Below are 16,791 nucleotides of genomic sequence, written 5' to 3' on the forward strand. Positions count from 1 at the left end.
AGTTTCTCTGCATTTTGCGCGTAGAGTATTCAACATGAGAGACATCAGATGTAAACGAGGATGCATCATGAAAAAGTTGTTCACAATCTTAACCCTTTCCATAGCCGTACTCACCACAAGTATGGCGAGCTTTGCTGATCCTCCTTTTGACCGAGGCCATGGCCCCAAAGGTCCTAAAGGTGGAGGACCACGCGGTGAATGGAACGATCGTGGGCCAGGATTTGGACGTGATCATGATGAAGATCGTGTCCGTGACGAACGCCGTATGCGCGAAGAACGTGGTTTTGAACGGCTTAAACAGCATCGCTGGCAGCCTGGCTATGTCATGCCACAGCACTATCGTGGTAATGGCTACAAAGTCGACTATAAAGATAGTAACTTGCCGAAACCAGACCGAAACCAACAATGGTATAAAATCAACAATGACTATATTTTAGTCGACACTGATTCTAATAGTATTGTTAGTATTCGTGGTTTTTAACGCGATAGAACCTCGCTATCGCTGAGCAACAAGGATAAAGCCGTATGGTTTTATCCTTTTTTTATGACTTATATATTTTAAAAATAAAAAGATTTTTTTATATTCTTACACTTCGTATTTTCTTAATTTCTTCTTATTTCATCGTTAGTTTTCACATTTATTCTTCGTAGCCTCCACGATTTATCTGTAATTGTTCACTAATCTTTAGTTATTGAAATTTAATTCATCATTCGAGGTTTACAATGAAAAAACTAACAACAGCAATTGTTCTTTCACTCAGTGGTTTAGTTGCAACAACAGCAATGGCAGCACCTAACGATCATAATCACCATAGCAATTACCAAAACCATGAAGTAAAAACAGTTAAAGTGATTAAAAAAGATGACCATCGCAATGTATGGCGAGCAGGTCAGGTTGTACCCCGTGAATATCAACACTCACGTTACGTGATTGACTACCGTCAACATCAGAAACTCACTAAGCCGGGTCGCTACCAAAAATGGTACAAAGTGAACGGAAATTATGTGCTGGTAAATGAACAAAGCCACAAAATCATTAGAGTTGTTCATTAATTCTAAAATTCTTTAAACACCCAAACTCTGATTTGGGTGTTTTTTTATCTAAAACATGCGACTTTAATCTTTTTTGTTTAGAATCATCTCTATATCTTTTTGCTGTTGATTCGAGATCGGTATGCCAAGCAAGTCTTTAGAAAAGTCGCATAATAACACCCAGCATTATGTACACTGGTTTCGACACTCAGCGCCCTACATTAATGCTCACCGCGATAAAACATTCGTATTGATGTTTGGTGGTGAAGCAGTCCGTCATCCTAATTTCGAACATATCATTCACGATATTGCTTTATTACACTCTCTTGGTATCCGTTTAATCTTAGTTCATGGCGCACGTCCGCAAATTAATCAAAATCTTAAAGAAAAAGGAATTGAAACCCCTTTTTATGACAACTGCCGCATTACTACACGTGAATCTTTAAGCTGTGTCATGAGTGCCGTAGGTTCCATTCGCCTAGAAATTGAAGCATTGCTTTCTATGGGCTTAGCGAACTCTCCAATGTACGGCGCTCGAATAGATGTGATATCGGGTAATTTTGTGACTGCTAAACCTTATGGCATTCGTGATGGAATGGATTTCCAGCTCACAGGTGAAGTTCGCTCTATTGATACCGATGCGATTGATCGACATCTCGATAATCATAATATTGTGCTACTGGGGCCAACAGGTTATTCCACTACAGGCGAAGTATTTAACTTAAGAGCAGAAGAAGTTGCGACCAAAACTGCAACTTATTTAAAAGCAGATAAACTCATTTTTCTTGGGGAACAACAAGGGCTTCTTAATGAGGATGAACAAATATTACGTGAGTTAAGCCCACATCAGCTCGACTACTATATTCAACAATACCAAACTGTTAGTCCGACGCTCACTTTACATTTGCAACAAGCCAAAAAAGCGTCTTTATCTGGCGTACATCGCGTACATCTTATTTCATATGCCTATGATGGCGCCCTTCTTCAAGAGTTATTTACTCGAGATGGTATAGGTACCATGATTACCGATGCACATTATGAAGAAGTTCGCACAGCCCATATTCAAGATGTGGGTGGTTTAATGAATTTATTACGCCCTTTAGAAGAAGAAGGCATTTTGGTTTATCGTTCACGAGAACGTTTAGAGCAAGAAATCAGCCAGTTTGCTGTCATTGAACGCGACGGTATGATTCTAGCGTGTGCTGCACTTTATCCAATTCCGACTGAATTTAACGAAACTCGTTCTGCAGAAATTGCCTGTGTTGCCGTACATCCAAGTTATCGTAAATCAAACCGTGGTAGCCAAATTCTGCAATTCCTTGAAGAAAAAGCCAAAGAACAAGGTATTCGTCAATTATTCGTTTTAACAACGCGTACCGCTCACTGGTTTTTAGAACATGGTTTCCATCAAGTCAGTGTTGATGACTTACCGAATGCCCGTCAAGCGCTCTATAACTACCAAAGGAATTCTTTAGTGTTTAAAAAGCTGCTCCCTTAGCCTTTGCGCTTTTTAAGATATTCTTATTTCAGATAAGCTTAGTTAAAAAAGTACATCCATAAATGCTATTAATTTATGGTTGTACTTTTTTTAAATCTCTATTTTTTAATGTTTTAATATTTTTTATTTTATTTACATCAACTTACTCACAATTCATTAAACATATTTCTTTTAGATAAATCATTTTTTTGCATAAGTTTATAGCCTATTGTGTTTAGCTTTTTTTTGCATAAATAAAGACCGAATACTTATTTTTTCTGAAATAAAAATCCATTTAGGGTATCTGCTCATCCAATTATTTTTTCTTTTTCTCTTTCGGGGAGCACGAAACCTCATGGCACTTTTCAACACCACTTCATGGGCAAAATATTCAGTCATCGCGGCCAGCCTAGCAGGAGTGATGATGTTAAGTGGTTGTGCCAAAAAAGAGGAACAGGCCACCACAACTTTAAATATTGGCTATCAAAAATATGGCATTCTTCCTATTTTAAAAGCTCGTGGTGACCTAGAAAAAGTACTAAAAGATCAAGGTGTACAAGTAAAATGGGTTGAGTTTCCTGCTGGCCCTCAATTGCTTGAAGGCTTAAATGTAGGGAGTGTTTCACTTGGTGAAGCAGGTGAAGCTCCCCCGATCTTTGCTCAAGCTGCTAATCCAAATTTAGTCTATGTCGCAAACCAACCCGCTGCGCCAAAAGCAGAAGCGCTATTGGTACAAAAAGACTCTCCAATCCACTCTATTCAAGATTTAAAAGGCAAACGTGTTGCTCTTAATAAAGGCTCGAATGTTCATTACCTGTTATTGAAAGTTCTAGAAGCCAACAACTTAAGCTTAAGCGATATTCAACCAGTTTATTTACCGCCATCAGACGCACGTGCTGCATTTGAAAAAGGTGCGGTAGATGCATGGGTGATTTGGGACCCGTTCTTTGCAGCGGCTGAACATCAAATTCAGGCACGAGTTTTAGCAACAGGTGAAAATTTGGTAAGCAATCATCAGTTCTATTTAGCCGACCGTAAATTTGCAGAAAACAACCCGAAAGTTCTCAACACAGTTGTACAGACACTTAATCAGACAACTGAATGGGTCAGCACACATCAAGATGAAGCTGCCAAGCTACTCGAAAAACCTACAGCACTTGAGTTTGGTGTACTCAAAACTTCCATTTCACGTATGGGTTTTGGAGTTCAGCCAATATCAGACAAGGTGGCACAAGAACAACAACAAGTAGCTGATGCCTTTTATGCGCAAAAGCTCATTCCAAACAAACTCACCATTCAAGACGCCATTTTAAAACTGAAATAAACCCAGCTTAGGCACGGCTTAAATAATCATATAAATGCTGTGCCTTGCCTCAAGGGGAACAAGGATATCAATATGCAACATCAGTCATTTTTCAATAAAAGTCAGTGGGTCCAGTTAGCTAAACGTATTAGCGCAGTCACTGTACTAGGTTTAACAATTGCAGCGCCAGCTTGGGCAATCGACCCAACTGTGAAAGAACTTCGTATTGGTTTTCAAAAAAGCTCGATTAATTTTGCGATTGCCAAACAGCAAAAATTATTTGAACAAGAATTTCCAAATGCCAAAGTTACTTGGAATGAGTTCCCTGCTGGCCCACAAATTTTAGAAGCTTTAGCTGTCGGTTCACTTGATGTTGGAGTCACTGGAGATACCCCGCCAGTCTACGCACAAGCGGCTGGTAAACCTTTATATTACATTGCCTATGAAGCAGCGAAACCGCTGGCATCGGCAATTTTAGTTCCTAAAAACTCACAACTGAAACAGCTTAAAGACCTGAAAGGCAAACGTATTGCGCTGCAAAAAGGTTCCAGCTCTCATTACTTGCTTGTACAAGCCGTACGTAAAGCAGGCCTAAACTGGAGCGACATTACTCCAATTTGGCTTACGCCTGCCGATGCTCGTGCTGCATTCCAAAAAGGTGCCGTTGATGCATGGGCAATTTGGGACCCTTACTTCGCTTCAGCACAATTAGAAGATCAAGCCCGTGTTCTTGCATCAGGTAAAGGCTTAAGTCCGAACTATACATTTTACTTAGCCGCTCCAGATTTTGTTAAACAACATCCTAAAGCGGTTTCGGGACTCATCAAACAAATCAATCAAGCCGACAAATGGGTTCAAAGCCATCAAGCAGAAACGGCAAGTGCCATTGGCCAAAGTACAGGCCTTAAGCCTGCGACCAGTGACTTATTCATTAAACGTCGTCCACGTCCATCATCGGCAGCGCCACTCAACAGCAAAGTTATTGCTGAGCAACAGCAGCTCGCAGACATTTTTACCCAACAAGGCATCATTCCAAAACCAATCAGCATCAAACAAGCTGTTTGGATTGCCAAGTAATTTCAATAGACATATAGGTAATGCACATGAAAATTTTCTGGTTTATTCCTACCCACGGTGATAGTCGCTATTTAGGTACAAGTAAAGGCGCTCGTCAGGTTGACCATGCCTATATGAAGCAAATTGCTGTGGCAGTAGATAATTTGGGTTATGAAGGTGTACTTATTCCAACGGGTCGTTCATGTGAAGATCCTTGGATTACGGCGGCTAGCCTGATTGATGCAACTCAACACCTTAAGTTTTTAGTCGCGTTACGTCCGGGTGTAACCACACCAGCTTTAGCAGCACGTATGGCTGCAACATTCGACCGTTTGTCGAATGGTCGTGTGCTACTCAACTTAGTCACTGGTGGTGATGAGGCTGAACTACGTGGTGATGGATTATATGAAGATCACTCAACGCGTTATCAAACAGCCAACGAATATGTAAAAATTTGGCGTGAAATTTTGACACGCTCACATACAGGTGAAGCATTTACCTTTCACGGCGAGCGTTTACAAGTGGATGATGCAAAACTGCTTTACCCACCTGTTCAAAAGCCTTATCCACCACTTTGGTTTGGCGGTTCTTCAGACGTCGCTGTCGACTTGGCCGCTGAGCAAGTCGATACATACCTCACTTGGGGTGAACCACCAGCAGCAGTCAAACAAAAGATCGAACATGTTCGTGCCAAAGCTGAGGCTAAAGGCCGTAAATTAACTTATGGCATTCGCTTGCATGTCATTGTTCGCGAAACCAATGAACAAGCATGGGCAGCAGCTAACGAACTTATCCAATATCTTGATGATGCGACCATTGCTGCCGCACAGAAAAAATTTGCACAAATGGATTCTGTCGGTCAACAACGTATGGCAGCTCTTCACGGCGGTAACCGAGACAAGCTTGAAGTATCTCCAAACCTCTGGGCAGGTATTGGCTTAGTCCGTGGCGGTGCGGGTACAGCACTTGTAGGTGACCCTGAAACAGTCGCTGCTCGTATTCAGGAATATGCTGACTTAGGTATCGATACCTTTATTTTCTCGGGTTATCCGCACCTTGAAGAGTCAATCCGTTTTGCAGAATTAGTATTCCCTCTTTTACCAATTGAAACTCGTGCCAAACTTGCTCAGCCAAATCTAACTGGCCCATTTGGTGAAATTATTGCTAACAACTATGTTCCCGACGAGAAGAAGCAAAATAGTTCCGTCAAGGAGCCTGCATGAGTAAAGATGAAAGTATTGTTTCACGTGGAACAAAACAAATCGGGCAGCATCTGCTGCCTTGGATTTTCCCGATCATCCTATTGATTGTCTGGCAAATTGCATCAAGTTCTGGTCTTTTAGAAAGCCGTATTTTGCCGGCACCCACGGCAGTCATTTCCGCTTTTTGGCACTTACTCGTTAGCGGAGAATTATGGCATCACGTTAAGGTCAGTGCAGGCCGCGCTTTGCTTGGGCTTTTAATTGGGGGCGGTCTAGGTTTGCTATTGGGTTTACTGAATGGGTCTTCTCGATTTGCTTCTACCCTACTCGATACAACCTTGCAAATGATTCGTAACATCCCAGCATTGGCACTTATTCCACTCGTCATCTTGTGGTTCGGTATTGATGAAACAGCAAAATTATTTTTAGTCGCAGTAGGTGTTTTTTTCCCAATTTATATCAATACCTATCACGGTATTCGGTCAGTTGACCCTCAACTGATCGAAATGGGTAAAAGCTACGGACTTTCTCGCTGGCAACTTTACAAAGAAATTATTCTTCCAGGTGCGATGCCTTCTATTTTAGTCGGTTTACGCTTTGCTTTAGGTTTGGTTTGGGTATTGCTAATTGTTGCTGAAACCATTTCTGCTCAAGCTGGTATTGGCTATATGACCATGAATGCACGTGAGTTTTTACAAACAGATGTGGTACTGGTCGGTATTCTTCTTTACGCCTTACTAGGCAAACTGGCAGATGTCTTAGCACAGATTTTAGAGCGCTATTTACTACGTTGGCACTCTGGATATCAGAAATAAGGGAGCTTAAAACATGACAAATCTGAATTTAAATATTAATCAGAATGACGTGCAGCTCATTCCTGAAGAGCCAACAGAATCACAAGAGCCTACGTTAGGCGCAGAGATTCTGATTGAGCAGCTGTATAAATTTTATGGTGAGGTTAAGGTTCTTGAAGATCTTGACTTACACATCCAACCTGGTGAATTTTTAGCAATTGTTGGTCGAAGTGGTTGTGGTAAAAGCACGTTACTACGTTTAATTGCCCAACTTGAAAAAGCCAGTTTTGGAGAAATTAAATTTAAGTCTGCTCGCCATTTGCGTGAAGGCATTACCAATGATGATATTCGAGTTATGTTCCAAGATCCTCGTTTACTTCCTTGGAGAAATATTCTTCAAAATGTTCAACTTGGACTACCAAAATCGCAACATGCTTTAGCTGAAGAGTTACTAGAAAAAGTTGGTTTAAAAGAAAAATCTGGACAATGGCCCTCACAGCTCTCTGGCGGCCAGCGACAACGTACAGCTTTAGCACGCGCACTATCGCATACGCCACGCATTTTGTTGTTAGATGAACCTTTGGGTGCATTAGATGCCCTCACCCGTCTTGAAATGCAAAGCCTCATCGAACGCTTGTGGAAAGAACAAGGTTTTACTGCCATTTTAGTAACACATGATGTAAGTGAAGCAGTGCAATTAGCTGACCGTATTATCTTATTAGATAAAGGTCAGATTGCTCAAAGTTTCCAAGTTAATTTGCCACGCCCACGTAAAAAGAGCATTAGTTTTGCCCAACTTGAGCAACAAGTACTCGATGCTGTTCTGGCAACTTAAGTTTGCAATGAGTAATAAGAACCGTTCAATCGAAAAATGCCCAATTTACGAGCAATAAAGCTGCTGTTTTATTGCTCTTTTTTAGGGCGAAATTTTAAAAATATTTTTAAGAATAACAATAAACTAGTTAAATTCTTTATTTTTTGCACAATAGTATATCTATTACGCAAATAACTAGCCGTTTTTTGATTAAAAAAGCAAGACACCTGTGCACAAATCAAACAATTTCCCTTACAATGGGAATATTATTTTTTTAATTATGCAGCAGATGGAACAAAAAAAGAGTACCCAAAAGCGCAATCAGCTTCTTGCTGCCGCCCTTGACGTATTTTCGGTCTATGGGTTCACTGGCGCAAGTCTGGATGAAATTGCCCAACTCGCCGACATGCATAAGTCGAATATTTTCTATTACTACGAAAATAAAGAGTCTTTATACGTAGAAGTGCTCACAACTGTTTTACAAAAATGGTTGGCTCCCTTACAAACTTTAGAATCTGAATTAGAACCAGCCGAAGCCTTATCTCACTATTTAATACAAAAAATCGAACTGTCTCGTAGCCAACCGAAAGCATCTAGATTGTTTGCATTAGAAATAATTCAAGGCGCTCCGCATATTTTACCTATTCTCAAAGGACCATTAAAAAAACTATTTAAGCGCAAAGCTAAAGTCATTCAGACTTGGCAAGAAGAAGGGAAGATTTCACCAGATATCGACCCAGAATTATTAATTTTAAACATTTGGGGCCTTACGCAAAACTATGCAGATTTTGCAACCCAAATGGAAATGGTGACTGGAAAAACTCTTCGTAACCGAAGCATGTTCCAACGCTCAATTGAGCACACAGTACACCTGATGCTCTACGGCGTATTGCCTCGTTAAAACCCAAAAAAGATCGGCAAACTTGCCGATCTTTTTTTAGAAATGATTTTGATAAAGGGCTAAAAGTTTTTGGGCGCCTAATAATAAATTTTCTTCCCAATCCAGATGTGCAGTGTCATCTGCTCCATCAGTAATATACTTCACCGAAATCAAGCGAACTCCTAACTTATGGCAGACTTTGGCTAAAGCATAGCCTTCCATATCAACCACATCGCAAGCTACCTTTGGCTGGCCTGTTTCAAATGAATCGCCAGTACCACAAATCCCCTTTGGCAAATTAGCAAAATGTGGTTGAAGGTGAATTTCAGCGGGTAAATGCGTATCTAAAGGCGTTACACCTATCTCAAACCCTAACGGTGAAACATCCATATCCCGTTGTACAAAAGTCTTCACCTCGACCAAATCATGTCGATTAAATGCAGAACTACCAGCTGTACCTAGGTTTATTAAAGTTTTACACCCTGTTTTTTGAATAACCTCAAATGCTTTAAAGGCAGCATTAATCTTGCCAATACCACTGTAATGGACTTCAACACCTGCCTGTTCAAATAAACCTTTAGATTCATTAGGAAGTGCCATAATTAAAGCAATATCAGTGTTCATTCAAAAAGCTCAAATCAAAATTAAATAAAATTAGAAAATAAGTATAAATCAGGTGCAAAAGCTTTTTGCACCTTTTCATGATCACTGCATTTTTTGTTGTAAGGCGATTAAGCATGGAGAGAAGAACAATTGACCACTATATGCTCCTGCTAGCGTTTTCTTCATTACAACGCCCCACATCGCCAATAACAAAATACTCAATGCCACAGCAACGTATTGTAAAAAGACAATTTCAACCTGATGTCCTAAATTAAATAGCGCCAGAATAAATACACCTAATGGAAAGGTTAACCCCCACCAACCTAAATTGAATGGAATACCTGTCTTGGCATGACGAAGCGTTGTTAAGATTGCTAGACCAAGCCACCATAACCCGAAACCTAAAAGCACCAGACTGCCCACGATTCCTAAAGCTGGAAAGACATTCGCGAATTGGTCAAATCCTACATTTGGCGCCACTCTTTGTGCCTGTTGCCCTAGCAACAATAATCCTAAAGCACCTGTACCAATTGGGCCTAAAGAGAGCCAGCTAGAAATCGCGACTTCTTTTTCAGGTAATTGATGCAAAGCCATACGCAACATTAAAATTGTCAAAATAGCGAATGCCGGTAAAACAGAGATTCCCCAAAGCACATAACCAGCCAGTAGTAAATGAAAGCTATGCAGATCTGCTGGTAAATGAGCTACTAACATGCCCGCAGAGCTTGCAGCCACCTCACATGCAACTACAGGTAAAAGCCAGATTGCAGTCATGGTATGTAGTTGATGGTTCTGACGGCTAAACATGCAAAACGGTACAATCCACGCAATTGCTAGAGCTAAAAAGACATCGATGTACAATAAAGCTTGGGCAATATGGATTGACACTTCACCATAAAGCCCAACACCAAAGCTTAAGAATCCATTTAGTATGGTAGCTAACCCCATCGGAATAGCACCTAAAAACAAGCTCATATTAGGATGCTTAAATATTTGCTTCGCTTCATGAGGGAAAAGCAACCACCGTAATAAATAGAGACCTGAAAAAACACTAAATAGGACAATATTAAATTGCCATAACAAAGTGGCTAGCATGAATAAAAATGATTGAGCAAAAGGAAGCTGAATTAAAATCATACTTACCACACCAGTACCCATAGTCGCTGTAAACCAATTTGGGGTAAAATGTCGTATAACATCTTTGCTTTGATTTAATTGGTAAAAGGGTTTTTTCATCTTAATTCTCTAATCAAAGAGTGGATGAAAATATAGTAGAGCAAATAATTAATAAGAAAAACTGATTTATTTTTATTTAATTCATCAGTATTTTAAATATAAAGAATATTCATATTGAAAAATAACTGAGTAAAAACACAACAACAAGACGAATCTGTGAGATTATGGCAATATATAGCCCTTGCAAAAATAGCCATATTTTAAGTTCATGAAACTGCTTCGTCTTAATGCGTTATCGCCCAATTTTCAGTTACCACCAACAGCGGTAACTATTGGTAATTTTGATGGTGTCCATTTAGGTCACCAAGCGATGATTGCTCAACTCAAAAAAATTGCTGCAGCACAAGGCTTAAAAACATTGGTCATGATTTTTGAGCCACAACCTCTTGAGTTCTTTCAAGGTTACGATGCCCCTCCTCGTATTAATTCATTACGGGAAAAAGTCGAATACCTAGCCGAACTTGGAATAGATTACATTGCGGTTGCTAAATTTGATCAGCACTTCCGTAGCATGAGTGCTACTGAATTTGCCGATTTATTAAAAGACAAATTAAACGCACAGGCTTTGGTTTTAGGTGATGATTTCCATTTCGGCAAAGACCGCCAAGGCAATAGCGAATTTTTAAAAGATTACGGATTTGGGGTCACCAACTTACATACCATTGAACTCGAAGGTGAGCGTGTAAGTTCAACTCGTATTCGTCAGGTACTTCAGGCAGGAAATCTTGCCTTAGCCGCTAAATTATTAGGCCGTCCATACAGTATTACTGGACGTGTTCAATATGGCGACCAAATTGGACGAACTCTCGATTTTCCAACCATTAACGTTCGCCTCAACCGCCATAAACCTTGTTTAAATGGCATTTATGGGGTTGAAGTCATTTGCGAAACAACGTCATTAACTCAAAAAGTACTTCAGGACACACCTGAAAAATCAGGAATTGCCGGATATCATGAAAACAGCCTATATGGCGCGGGTCATGTCGGTACACGTCCAGCCATTCAGCAAGAACATCCAGAGTGGAGATTAGAAGTACATTTCCCTGATGTTTCTGCTAATCTGTATGGCTTATTTATGCGGGTGACTTTTCTTCACTATCTTCATGGTGAATTGAACTACCCTTCGCTTGAAGCACTTAAGGCAGGAATTGATAATGACGTGCATCAGTTACGACAATATCGTAACGACACGACACAATTTCCTTTTTAATTCGAATTTTGATTGTAAAACATGTCGGCTCCCAAGCTGATTAAACTGGATGAAAACTTGCATGAGCGATAAGCAAACTCCTGAGAATGCAGTGGACTACAAAGCCACGCTAAACCTGCCGGATACTCAATTTGCAATGAAAGCAAATTTGGCAGTACGTGAAGTGAAATGGTTAGAAGAGTGGTATACCGACAACATTTATCAGCAGATTCGTGCATCGCGTATTGGCAAGAAAAAATATATTTTGCATGATGGCCCTCCATATGCGAACGGTACAATTCACTTAGGCCATGCGGTCAACAAAGTACTCAAAGACGTTATTGTAAAAAGCCGTACTCTGTCAGGTTTCGATGCGCCTTATGTACCGGGCTGGGACTGTCATGGTTTGCCAATCGAGCTAAAAGTTGAAGAAAAAGTAGGTAAAGTTGGCGAAAAAGTTGACGCGGCTACTTTCCGTAAACTTTGTCGTGAATACGCACTAAAACAAATTGATTTACAGCGTAATGACTTTAAGCGTCTAGGTATTTTAGGCGACTGGGATAATCCTTATCTCACCATGAACTATAAACAAGAAGCCGATATCGTTCGTGCTTTAGGTTTAATTCAAAAAAATGGTCATATCCAGCCGGGCTTAAAGCCAGTGAACTGGTGTATGGACTGTGGTTCTGCGCTTGCTGAAGCTGAAGTTGAATACGAAGATAAAAAATCTGATGCAATTGATGTTGGTTTTGGCGTTGTCGATCTAAAAGATTTAAGTGCTCGTTTAAATGTAGACGTTCAAGATCCAACAGATATCGTGATCTGGACCACTACACCGTGGACATTACCTGCGAACCAAGCCGTTGCTTTGCACGCAGAAATTGAATATCAATTGGTACAAGTGACTACTGAGCGTGGTAAGCAAAACTTCATTCTTGCTAAAGACCTTGTTGCTTCAGCAATTGAACGCTATAAACTTGAAAATCCAGTAGTTTTAGCAGACTTTACTGGTAGCAAACTTGAAAACCTTACATTACAACATCCTTTACTTACCGATCGTCAAGTTCCGGTGATTTTAGGTGAACACGTTATCGCAACAAGCGGTACAGGTGCAGTACATACAGCTCCTGGCCATGGTGCAGACGACTATAAAGTAGGTCTTCAATATAACCTTACAGTAGATAACCCAGTCGGTGGTAACGGTGTTTATTTACCAACTGCCCCAATCTATGCTGGTGAGCACATCTATAAAGCCAATCCAAAGATTATCGAAGCTTTGGGTGCTGTAGGCCGTTTATGGGCACATCAACCAATCAAACACAGTTACCCGCACTGCTGGCGTCATAAAACCCCTATTATTTTCCGTGCAACCCCGCAATGGTTTATTAGCATGGATCAAAAAGGTTTACGCGAAGGCGCCATTAATGCAATTGAAAACGATATCGAGTTTGTACCGAACTGGGGTAAAAACCGTATCGAATCAATGATTGAAGGACGTCCAGATTGGTGTATCTCACGTCAACGTACTTGGGGTGTGCCAATTCCATTCTTCGTTCATAAAGATACGAACGAATTACACCCGCGTACACCTGAATTAATCGAAGAAGTTGCTAAACTTATCGAACAAGAAGGTATCGAAGCATGGTTCAAACGTGACGCGAAAGACTTCATTGGTGAAGATGCTGAACAATATAACGCTATTCGCGATACCCTCGATGTATGGTTCGATTCTGGCACAACGCATTACGCTGTACTTGAACAACGTGAAGATCTAGAAAGTCCTGCTGATTTATACTTAGAAGGTTCAGACCAACACCGTGGTTGGTTCCAGTCTTCTTTATTAACTTCTATGGCTATTCACAATCGTGCACCATACAAAGCATTGTTAACACATGGCTTTACGGTTGATGAAAATGGTCGTAAGTTATCGAAATCTTTAGGCAACTATATTCCGCTTGAAGAAATCATTAAACAACTTGGTGCTGATGGTTTACGCTTATATGTAGCTTCTAGCGACTATCGCTATGAAATCGCGGCATCTAAAGAAATCTTTAGCCGTGTAAGTGATAGTTACCGTCGTATTCGTAATACATTACGTTTCTTGCTTGCTAACTTAAATGGTTTCAAACCAAGCACAGATGCTTTGGCAGTAGATGACCTCATCGCTCTCGACCAATACATCTTGCAGCGTGCGAATGAAGTACAACAAACGATTATCACTGCCTATGAAGAAATGAACTTCCATGTGGTGTGTAGTGCGTTAACAAGCTTCTGTATTAATGACTTAGGTGGTTTCTACCTAGACATCATCAAAGATCGTCAGTACACCACTAAAGCGGATTCACAGGCACGCCGTTCTGCACAAACAGCGCTTTACCATATTGTCCAAGCATTTATCCGTTGGATGAGCCCAATTTTAAGCTTTACCGCTCAAGAAGCATGGCCACTCATTCCAGAACAAACTGAAAAGTATGTATTTACTTCAGAATGGTATGACCTACCGGTTTCATCAAAAGCAAACTTGCTTTCTGAAGAAGATTGGCAAACATTGATTAGCGTAAAATCTGCAGTAAATAAACAGATTGAAGCAGCGCGTAACGCTAAACTCGTTGGTAGTAATCTTTCAGCCAAAGTTGAACTTTGGGCAAATGAATCATTACAAACAGTTTTAAACCAACTGGCTGATGAACTCCGTTTTGTTCTTATTACTTCAGAAGTAGTAGTACATACATTTGCTGAACAAGGTGAAGCAACTGAAATGGAAGGCTTACGTGTACAAATATCTGCAGCTGAAGGTGAAAAATGCGCACGTTGCTGGCATGTCCTTCCAGATGTAAATACACATGCCGATCATCCTGGTTTATGTGGTCGTTGTATTGTGAACGTCACTGGTCGTGGCGAAGTGAGAAAATATGCCTAATTCACAAGCTAAAAAAGGCTTATTCCAGTTTTATCCACACAATCTAATTTGGCTTGGACTTTCTGTCCTTGCCATTGTGTTGGATCAATGGACAAAATGGATTGCAAGTACACATCTGAACTACGCGGATCCAGTACCTGTGCTTCCATTTTTAAACTGGACACTATTACATAACTATGGTGCAGCCTTTAGCTTTTTATCTGATGCAGGAGGATGGCAACGCTATTTCTTCACATCTTTAGCAGGCTTAGTTTCAGTTCTTTTTGTATTTTGGTTGCTTCGTATGCCTAAAAAAATGGTGGTGCTACCTGTAGCTATCGCTTTAATTTTAGGTGGAGCATTAGGCAATTTAATTGACCGCATTGCTTTAGGTTATGTTGTCGATTTCATTCATGTTTATTACCAAAATCATCACTTTCCAGCTTTTAATATTGCGGACAGTGCCATTACCCTAGGTACCATCTTGCTACTCATCGATACATTCTTCCTTGAGAAGCAACGCAACCAAAATTCGGATGCATAATATGACCGAAATTATTCAACCTAACGAAGAAATTCGTATTACAGACGGCTCTAAAGTCGATCTACATTTTTCAGTAGCTATTGAAAATGGCGTAGAAATCGATAATACCCGTAACCGTGAAGAACCAGTTACTCTTACTATTGGCGACGGCAACCTTTTACCTGGTTTTGAAAAAGCCTTATTTGGTTTACGTGCAGGTGACCGTCGTACGGTGCATCTTCCACCTGAAGATGCATTTGGACCATGGAATCCAGAAAACATTCAAACTTTCGATACGGTTAAGTTTGAACAACGCCCTATTCCTGGCCATATGATTGAGTTTGAAGATAAGGCAAAAACAACTTTATTCGGCGTAGTGAAGTCGGTAAATGATGACATTACAGAAATTGATTTTAATCACCCGTTAGCTGGCAAAAATATTACCTTTGAAGTAGAAATATTCAAGGTAACACCCGAAGGCCAACAGGGCATTAAGCTCATATAAATAAAAAGCCCTCTCAATGAGGGCTTTTTATTATTCAATTTTTTATTGATGACATAAGAATCCTTACAAATTCTATATTCTCTCCTACCTATATAATGAATTAACTTATAAAGATAAAAATTCTTAGGAAACATACATGCTGGTCTATATTATCGTAGGAAGTATTCGTGAAGGACGTACAGCAATTAAAGTTGCCAATTGGCTAGAAACCACAATTCCAACATTGGGTCTAAACGATTTCCAAACTGAAGTCGTAGATTTAAAAGAATGGGATTTACCTCTTTTTTCAGGCTCTCACCCACCCGCCACCGGAATTTATGATCAACCTAAACAACAAGAATGGGCAAACAAAATTGCTCAAGCAGATGCTTTTATTTTTATTAGCCCAGAATATAACCATGGTTACAGTCCAGCCTTAAAAAATGCTCTCGACTATGTTGGTAAAGAATGGAGCGATAAACCTGCTGCATTTATTGGATATGGTTCAACTAATGGCTCTCGCTCTATTAGCCAAATACGTCAAGTCACCTCAAGTTTAAGTATTGTTGACCCGAATGCTGTGATAGAGATACGAGATATATTTAAACGTAATAAAGATGAAAAATTCGAAGCAAATGAATTTGAAGTAAAAGGACTTCAATCAATTGTTGAGAAACTACAGAAATATCATTTAGCTTAAAACCAAAAGGCCTCTAATTAAATAAAAGAGGCCTTTATTTACAGTTTCATAAACTCTTTAAGTAATTCACTATATCTATATTACTAGCCATTTCTGCAAGCTGTAGTGCTGTGTATTCACTCTTATAATCGACATAAGCTCCCTTTTCGACTAATAGTTTAACCACCTCTAGATGATCATTCTCGGCAGCTGCTTGTAGAGCACTATAGCCTTCATCATCTTTCTGATTAGGATCTTGTCCTTCTAAAAGTAATTGCTCTACTTCATCTAGATCGCCTAAAGAAGCCCAATAGACCAATTCGGGGAGAGAGAGTTCTTCATCGTCTTCAGGTATTGAAGAGAAGGAATTAATTTTCACGTAAACACCTAAAAATAAGAAACTTCATCGTTATTATATTCATAGAACACAGCTAGTATACAAATCTGATTTTGAATCAGTATTTTTATTGCCGTATTTTTCTAAATTCATTATTTTCGTATTTTATTACGCACATAAAAAAACACCCTCAACTGTTAAGTTGAGGGTGTTTGAATAATGAGCTGGCGATGACTTACTCTCACATGGGAAACCCCACACTACCATCAGCGCTAAGAGGTTT

17 protein-coding genes are annotated in these 16,791 nt (G+C 39.9%); 14 read left to right on the top strand and 3 right to left on the bottom strand.

The window, feature by feature from the left end; all coding sequences use genetic code 11:
* The first annotated feature begins 67 nt into the window (after positions 1-67).
* The 9 genes from AC07M3_RS17190 to AC07M3_RS17230 all read left to right on the top strand — a co-directional run bounded on the left by AC07M3_RS17190 (position 68) and on the right by AC07M3_RS17230 (position 8,579).
* On the top strand, positions 68-481 hold the full coding sequence (locus AC07M3_RS17190) for an RcnB family protein (RefSeq protein ID WP_004795500.1): 414 nt from the start codon (positions 68-70) through the stop codon (positions 479-481).
* A gap of 242 nt (positions 482-723) precedes the next feature.
* Positions 724-1,053, top strand: a complete 330-nt coding sequence (locus AC07M3_RS17195) for an RcnB family protein (RefSeq protein ID WP_494567818.1) — start codon at positions 724-726, stop codon at positions 1,051-1,053.
* A 121-nt stretch (positions 1,054-1,174) separates the two neighbouring features.
* Positions 1,175-2,530: an amino-acid N-acetyltransferase gene (gene argA / locus AC07M3_RS17200; protein ID WP_375037438.1), complete on the top strand. Its 1,356-nt coding sequence runs from the start codon at positions 1,175-1,177 to the stop codon at positions 2,528-2,530.
* A gap of 334 nt (positions 2,531-2,864) precedes the next feature.
* A complete protein-coding gene (locus AC07M3_RS17205) occupies positions 2,865-3,833 on the top strand; it encodes a sulfonate ABC transporter substrate-binding protein (protein WP_494567817.1) in 969 nt (322 codons plus the stop codon).
* A gap of 72 nt (positions 3,834-3,905) precedes the next feature.
* Positions 3,906-4,889, top strand: coding sequence for a sulfonate ABC transporter substrate-binding protein (locus AC07M3_RS17210; protein ID WP_056484185.1), 984 nt, complete (start codon positions 3,906-3,908; stop codon positions 4,887-4,889).
* A 26-nt stretch (positions 4,890-4,915) separates the two neighbouring features.
* Positions 4,916-6,091: an FMNH2-dependent alkanesulfonate monooxygenase gene (gene ssuD, locus AC07M3_RS17215; protein ID WP_019457892.1), complete on the top strand. Its 1,176-nt coding sequence runs from the start codon at positions 4,916-4,918 to the stop codon at positions 6,089-6,091.
* Positions 6,088-6,885, top strand: a complete 798-nt coding sequence (gene ssuC, locus AC07M3_RS17220; RefSeq protein ID WP_003655804.1) for an aliphatic sulfonate ABC transporter permease SsuC — start codon at positions 6,088-6,090, stop codon at positions 6,883-6,885. The genes ssuD and ssuC overlap by 4 nt, the downstream gene beginning before the upstream one ends.
* Positions 6,886-6,898: 13 nt before the next feature.
* Positions 6,899-7,699, top strand: a complete 801-nt coding sequence (locus AC07M3_RS17225) for an ABC transporter ATP-binding protein (RefSeq protein ID WP_003655806.1) — start codon at positions 6,899-6,901, stop codon at positions 7,697-7,699.
* 259 nt (positions 7,700-7,958) lie between these two features.
* Positions 7,959-8,579, top strand: coding sequence for a TetR family transcriptional regulator C-terminal domain-containing protein (locus AC07M3_RS17230; RefSeq protein ID WP_003655809.1), 621 nt, complete (start codon positions 7,959-7,961; stop codon positions 8,577-8,579).
* A 36-nt stretch (positions 8,580-8,615) separates the two neighbouring features.
* Here AC07M3_RS17230 and AC07M3_RS17235 read toward each other — a convergent pair whose 3' ends face one another.
* Complete coding sequence (locus AC07M3_RS17235; RefSeq protein WP_375037441.1) at positions 8,616-9,182, bottom strand: 5'-methylthioadenosine/S-adenosylhomocysteine nucleosidase family protein; 567 nt, start codon at positions 9,180-9,182, stop codon at positions 8,616-8,618.
* An 81-nt stretch (positions 9,183-9,263) separates the two neighbouring features.
* Entirely contained in the window at positions 9,264-10,397 is a 1,134-nt protein-coding gene (locus AC07M3_RS17240; protein WP_375037442.1) for a TDT family transporter, read from the bottom strand.
* Between the two features lie 208 nt (positions 10,398-10,605).
* On the opposite strand from AC07M3_RS17240, the gene ribF reads away from it, so the two are divergent.
* The 5 genes from ribF to AC07M3_RS17265 all read left to right on the top strand — a co-directional run bounded on the left by ribF (position 10,606) and on the right by AC07M3_RS17265 (position 16,192).
* A complete protein-coding gene (gene ribF / locus AC07M3_RS17245) occupies positions 10,606-11,607 on the top strand; it encodes a bifunctional riboflavin kinase/FAD synthetase (protein ID WP_375037443.1) in 1,002 nt (333 codons plus the stop codon).
* Between the two features lie 61 nt (positions 11,608-11,668).
* Positions 11,669-14,506: an isoleucine--tRNA ligase gene (gene ileS / locus AC07M3_RS17250; protein WP_494567816.1), complete on the top strand. Its 2,838-nt coding sequence runs from the start codon at positions 11,669-11,671 to the stop codon at positions 14,504-14,506.
* Positions 14,499-15,029 carry a signal peptidase II gene (gene lspA / locus AC07M3_RS17255; RefSeq protein WP_307013050.1) on the top strand — a complete coding sequence of 177 codons (531 nt, stop codon included), beginning with the start codon at positions 14,499-14,501 and terminating at the stop codon, positions 15,027-15,029. Before ileS ends, lspA begins: the two co-directional genes overlap by 8 nt.
* A 1-nt stretch (position 15,030) precedes the next feature.
* Positions 15,031-15,513, top strand: coding sequence for an FKBP-type peptidyl-prolyl cis-trans isomerase (locus AC07M3_RS17260; RefSeq protein WP_005037703.1), 483 nt, complete (start codon positions 15,031-15,033; stop codon positions 15,511-15,513).
* A gap of 136 nt (positions 15,514-15,649) precedes the next feature.
* Positions 15,650-16,192: an NADPH-dependent FMN reductase gene (locus tag AC07M3_RS17265; RefSeq protein WP_307013048.1), complete on the top strand. Its 543-nt coding sequence runs from the start codon at positions 15,650-15,652 to the stop codon at positions 16,190-16,192.
* Positions 16,193-16,238: 46 nt separating this feature from the next.
* Here the strand turns inward: AC07M3_RS17265 and AC07M3_RS17270 are convergent, their stop codons facing one another.
* Positions 16,239-16,550, bottom strand: coding sequence for an ankyrin repeat domain-containing protein (locus tag AC07M3_RS17270; RefSeq protein WP_307013046.1), 312 nt, complete (start codon positions 16,548-16,550; stop codon positions 16,239-16,241).
* Positions 16,551-16,791 lie beyond the last annotated feature (241 nt).

The sequence above is a fragment of the Acinetobacter sp. GW821-FHT09D10 genome (assembly GCF_059416285.1).

Bases quoted from the DNA above. Each gene is read 5' to 3' on its own strand.
- AC07M3_RS17190 (WP_004795500.1), top strand. From the start codon at position 68: ATGAAAAAGTTGTTCACAATCTTAACCCTTTCCATAGCCGTACTCACC.
- AC07M3_RS17195 (WP_494567818.1), top strand. From the start codon at position 724: ATGAAAAAACTAACAACAGCAATTGTTCTTTCACTCAGTGGTTTAGTT.
- argA (WP_375037438.1), top strand. From the start codon at position 1,175: ATGCCAAGCAAGTCTTTAGAAAAGTCGCATAATAACACCCAGCATTAT.
- AC07M3_RS17205 (WP_494567817.1), top strand. From the start codon at position 2,865: ATGGCACTTTTCAACACCACTTCATGGGCAAAATATTCAGTCATCGCG.
- AC07M3_RS17210 (WP_056484185.1), top strand. From the start codon at position 3,906: ATGCAACATCAGTCATTTTTCAATAAAAGTCAGTGGGTCCAGTTAGCT.
- ssuD (WP_019457892.1), top strand. From the start codon at position 4,916: ATGAAAATTTTCTGGTTTATTCCTACCCACGGTGATAGTCGCTATTTA.
- ssuC (WP_003655804.1), top strand. From the start codon at position 6,088: ATGAGTAAAGATGAAAGTATTGTTTCACGTGGAACAAAACAAATCGGG.
- AC07M3_RS17225 (WP_003655806.1), top strand. From the start codon at position 6,899: ATGACAAATCTGAATTTAAATATTAATCAGAATGACGTGCAGCTCATT.
- AC07M3_RS17230 (WP_003655809.1), top strand. From the start codon at position 7,959: ATGCAGCAGATGGAACAAAAAAAGAGTACCCAAAAGCGCAATCAGCTT.
- AC07M3_RS17235 (WP_375037441.1), bottom strand. From the start codon at position 9,182: ATGAACACTGATATTGCTTTAATTATGGCACTTCCTAATGAATCTAAA.
- AC07M3_RS17240 (WP_375037442.1), bottom strand. From the start codon at position 10,397: ATGAAAAAACCCTTTTACCAATTAAATCAAAGCAAAGATGTTATACGA.
- ribF (WP_375037443.1), top strand. From the start codon at position 10,606: ATGAAACTGCTTCGTCTTAATGCGTTATCGCCCAATTTTCAGTTACCA.
- ileS (WP_494567816.1), top strand. From the start codon at position 11,669: ATGAGCGATAAGCAAACTCCTGAGAATGCAGTGGACTACAAAGCCACG.
- lspA (WP_307013050.1), top strand. From the start codon at position 14,499: ATGCCTAATTCACAAGCTAAAAAAGGCTTATTCCAGTTTTATCCACAC.
- AC07M3_RS17260 (WP_005037703.1), top strand. From the start codon at position 15,031: ATGACCGAAATTATTCAACCTAACGAAGAAATTCGTATTACAGACGGC.
- AC07M3_RS17265 (WP_307013048.1), top strand. From the start codon at position 15,650: ATGCTGGTCTATATTATCGTAGGAAGTATTCGTGAAGGACGTACAGCA.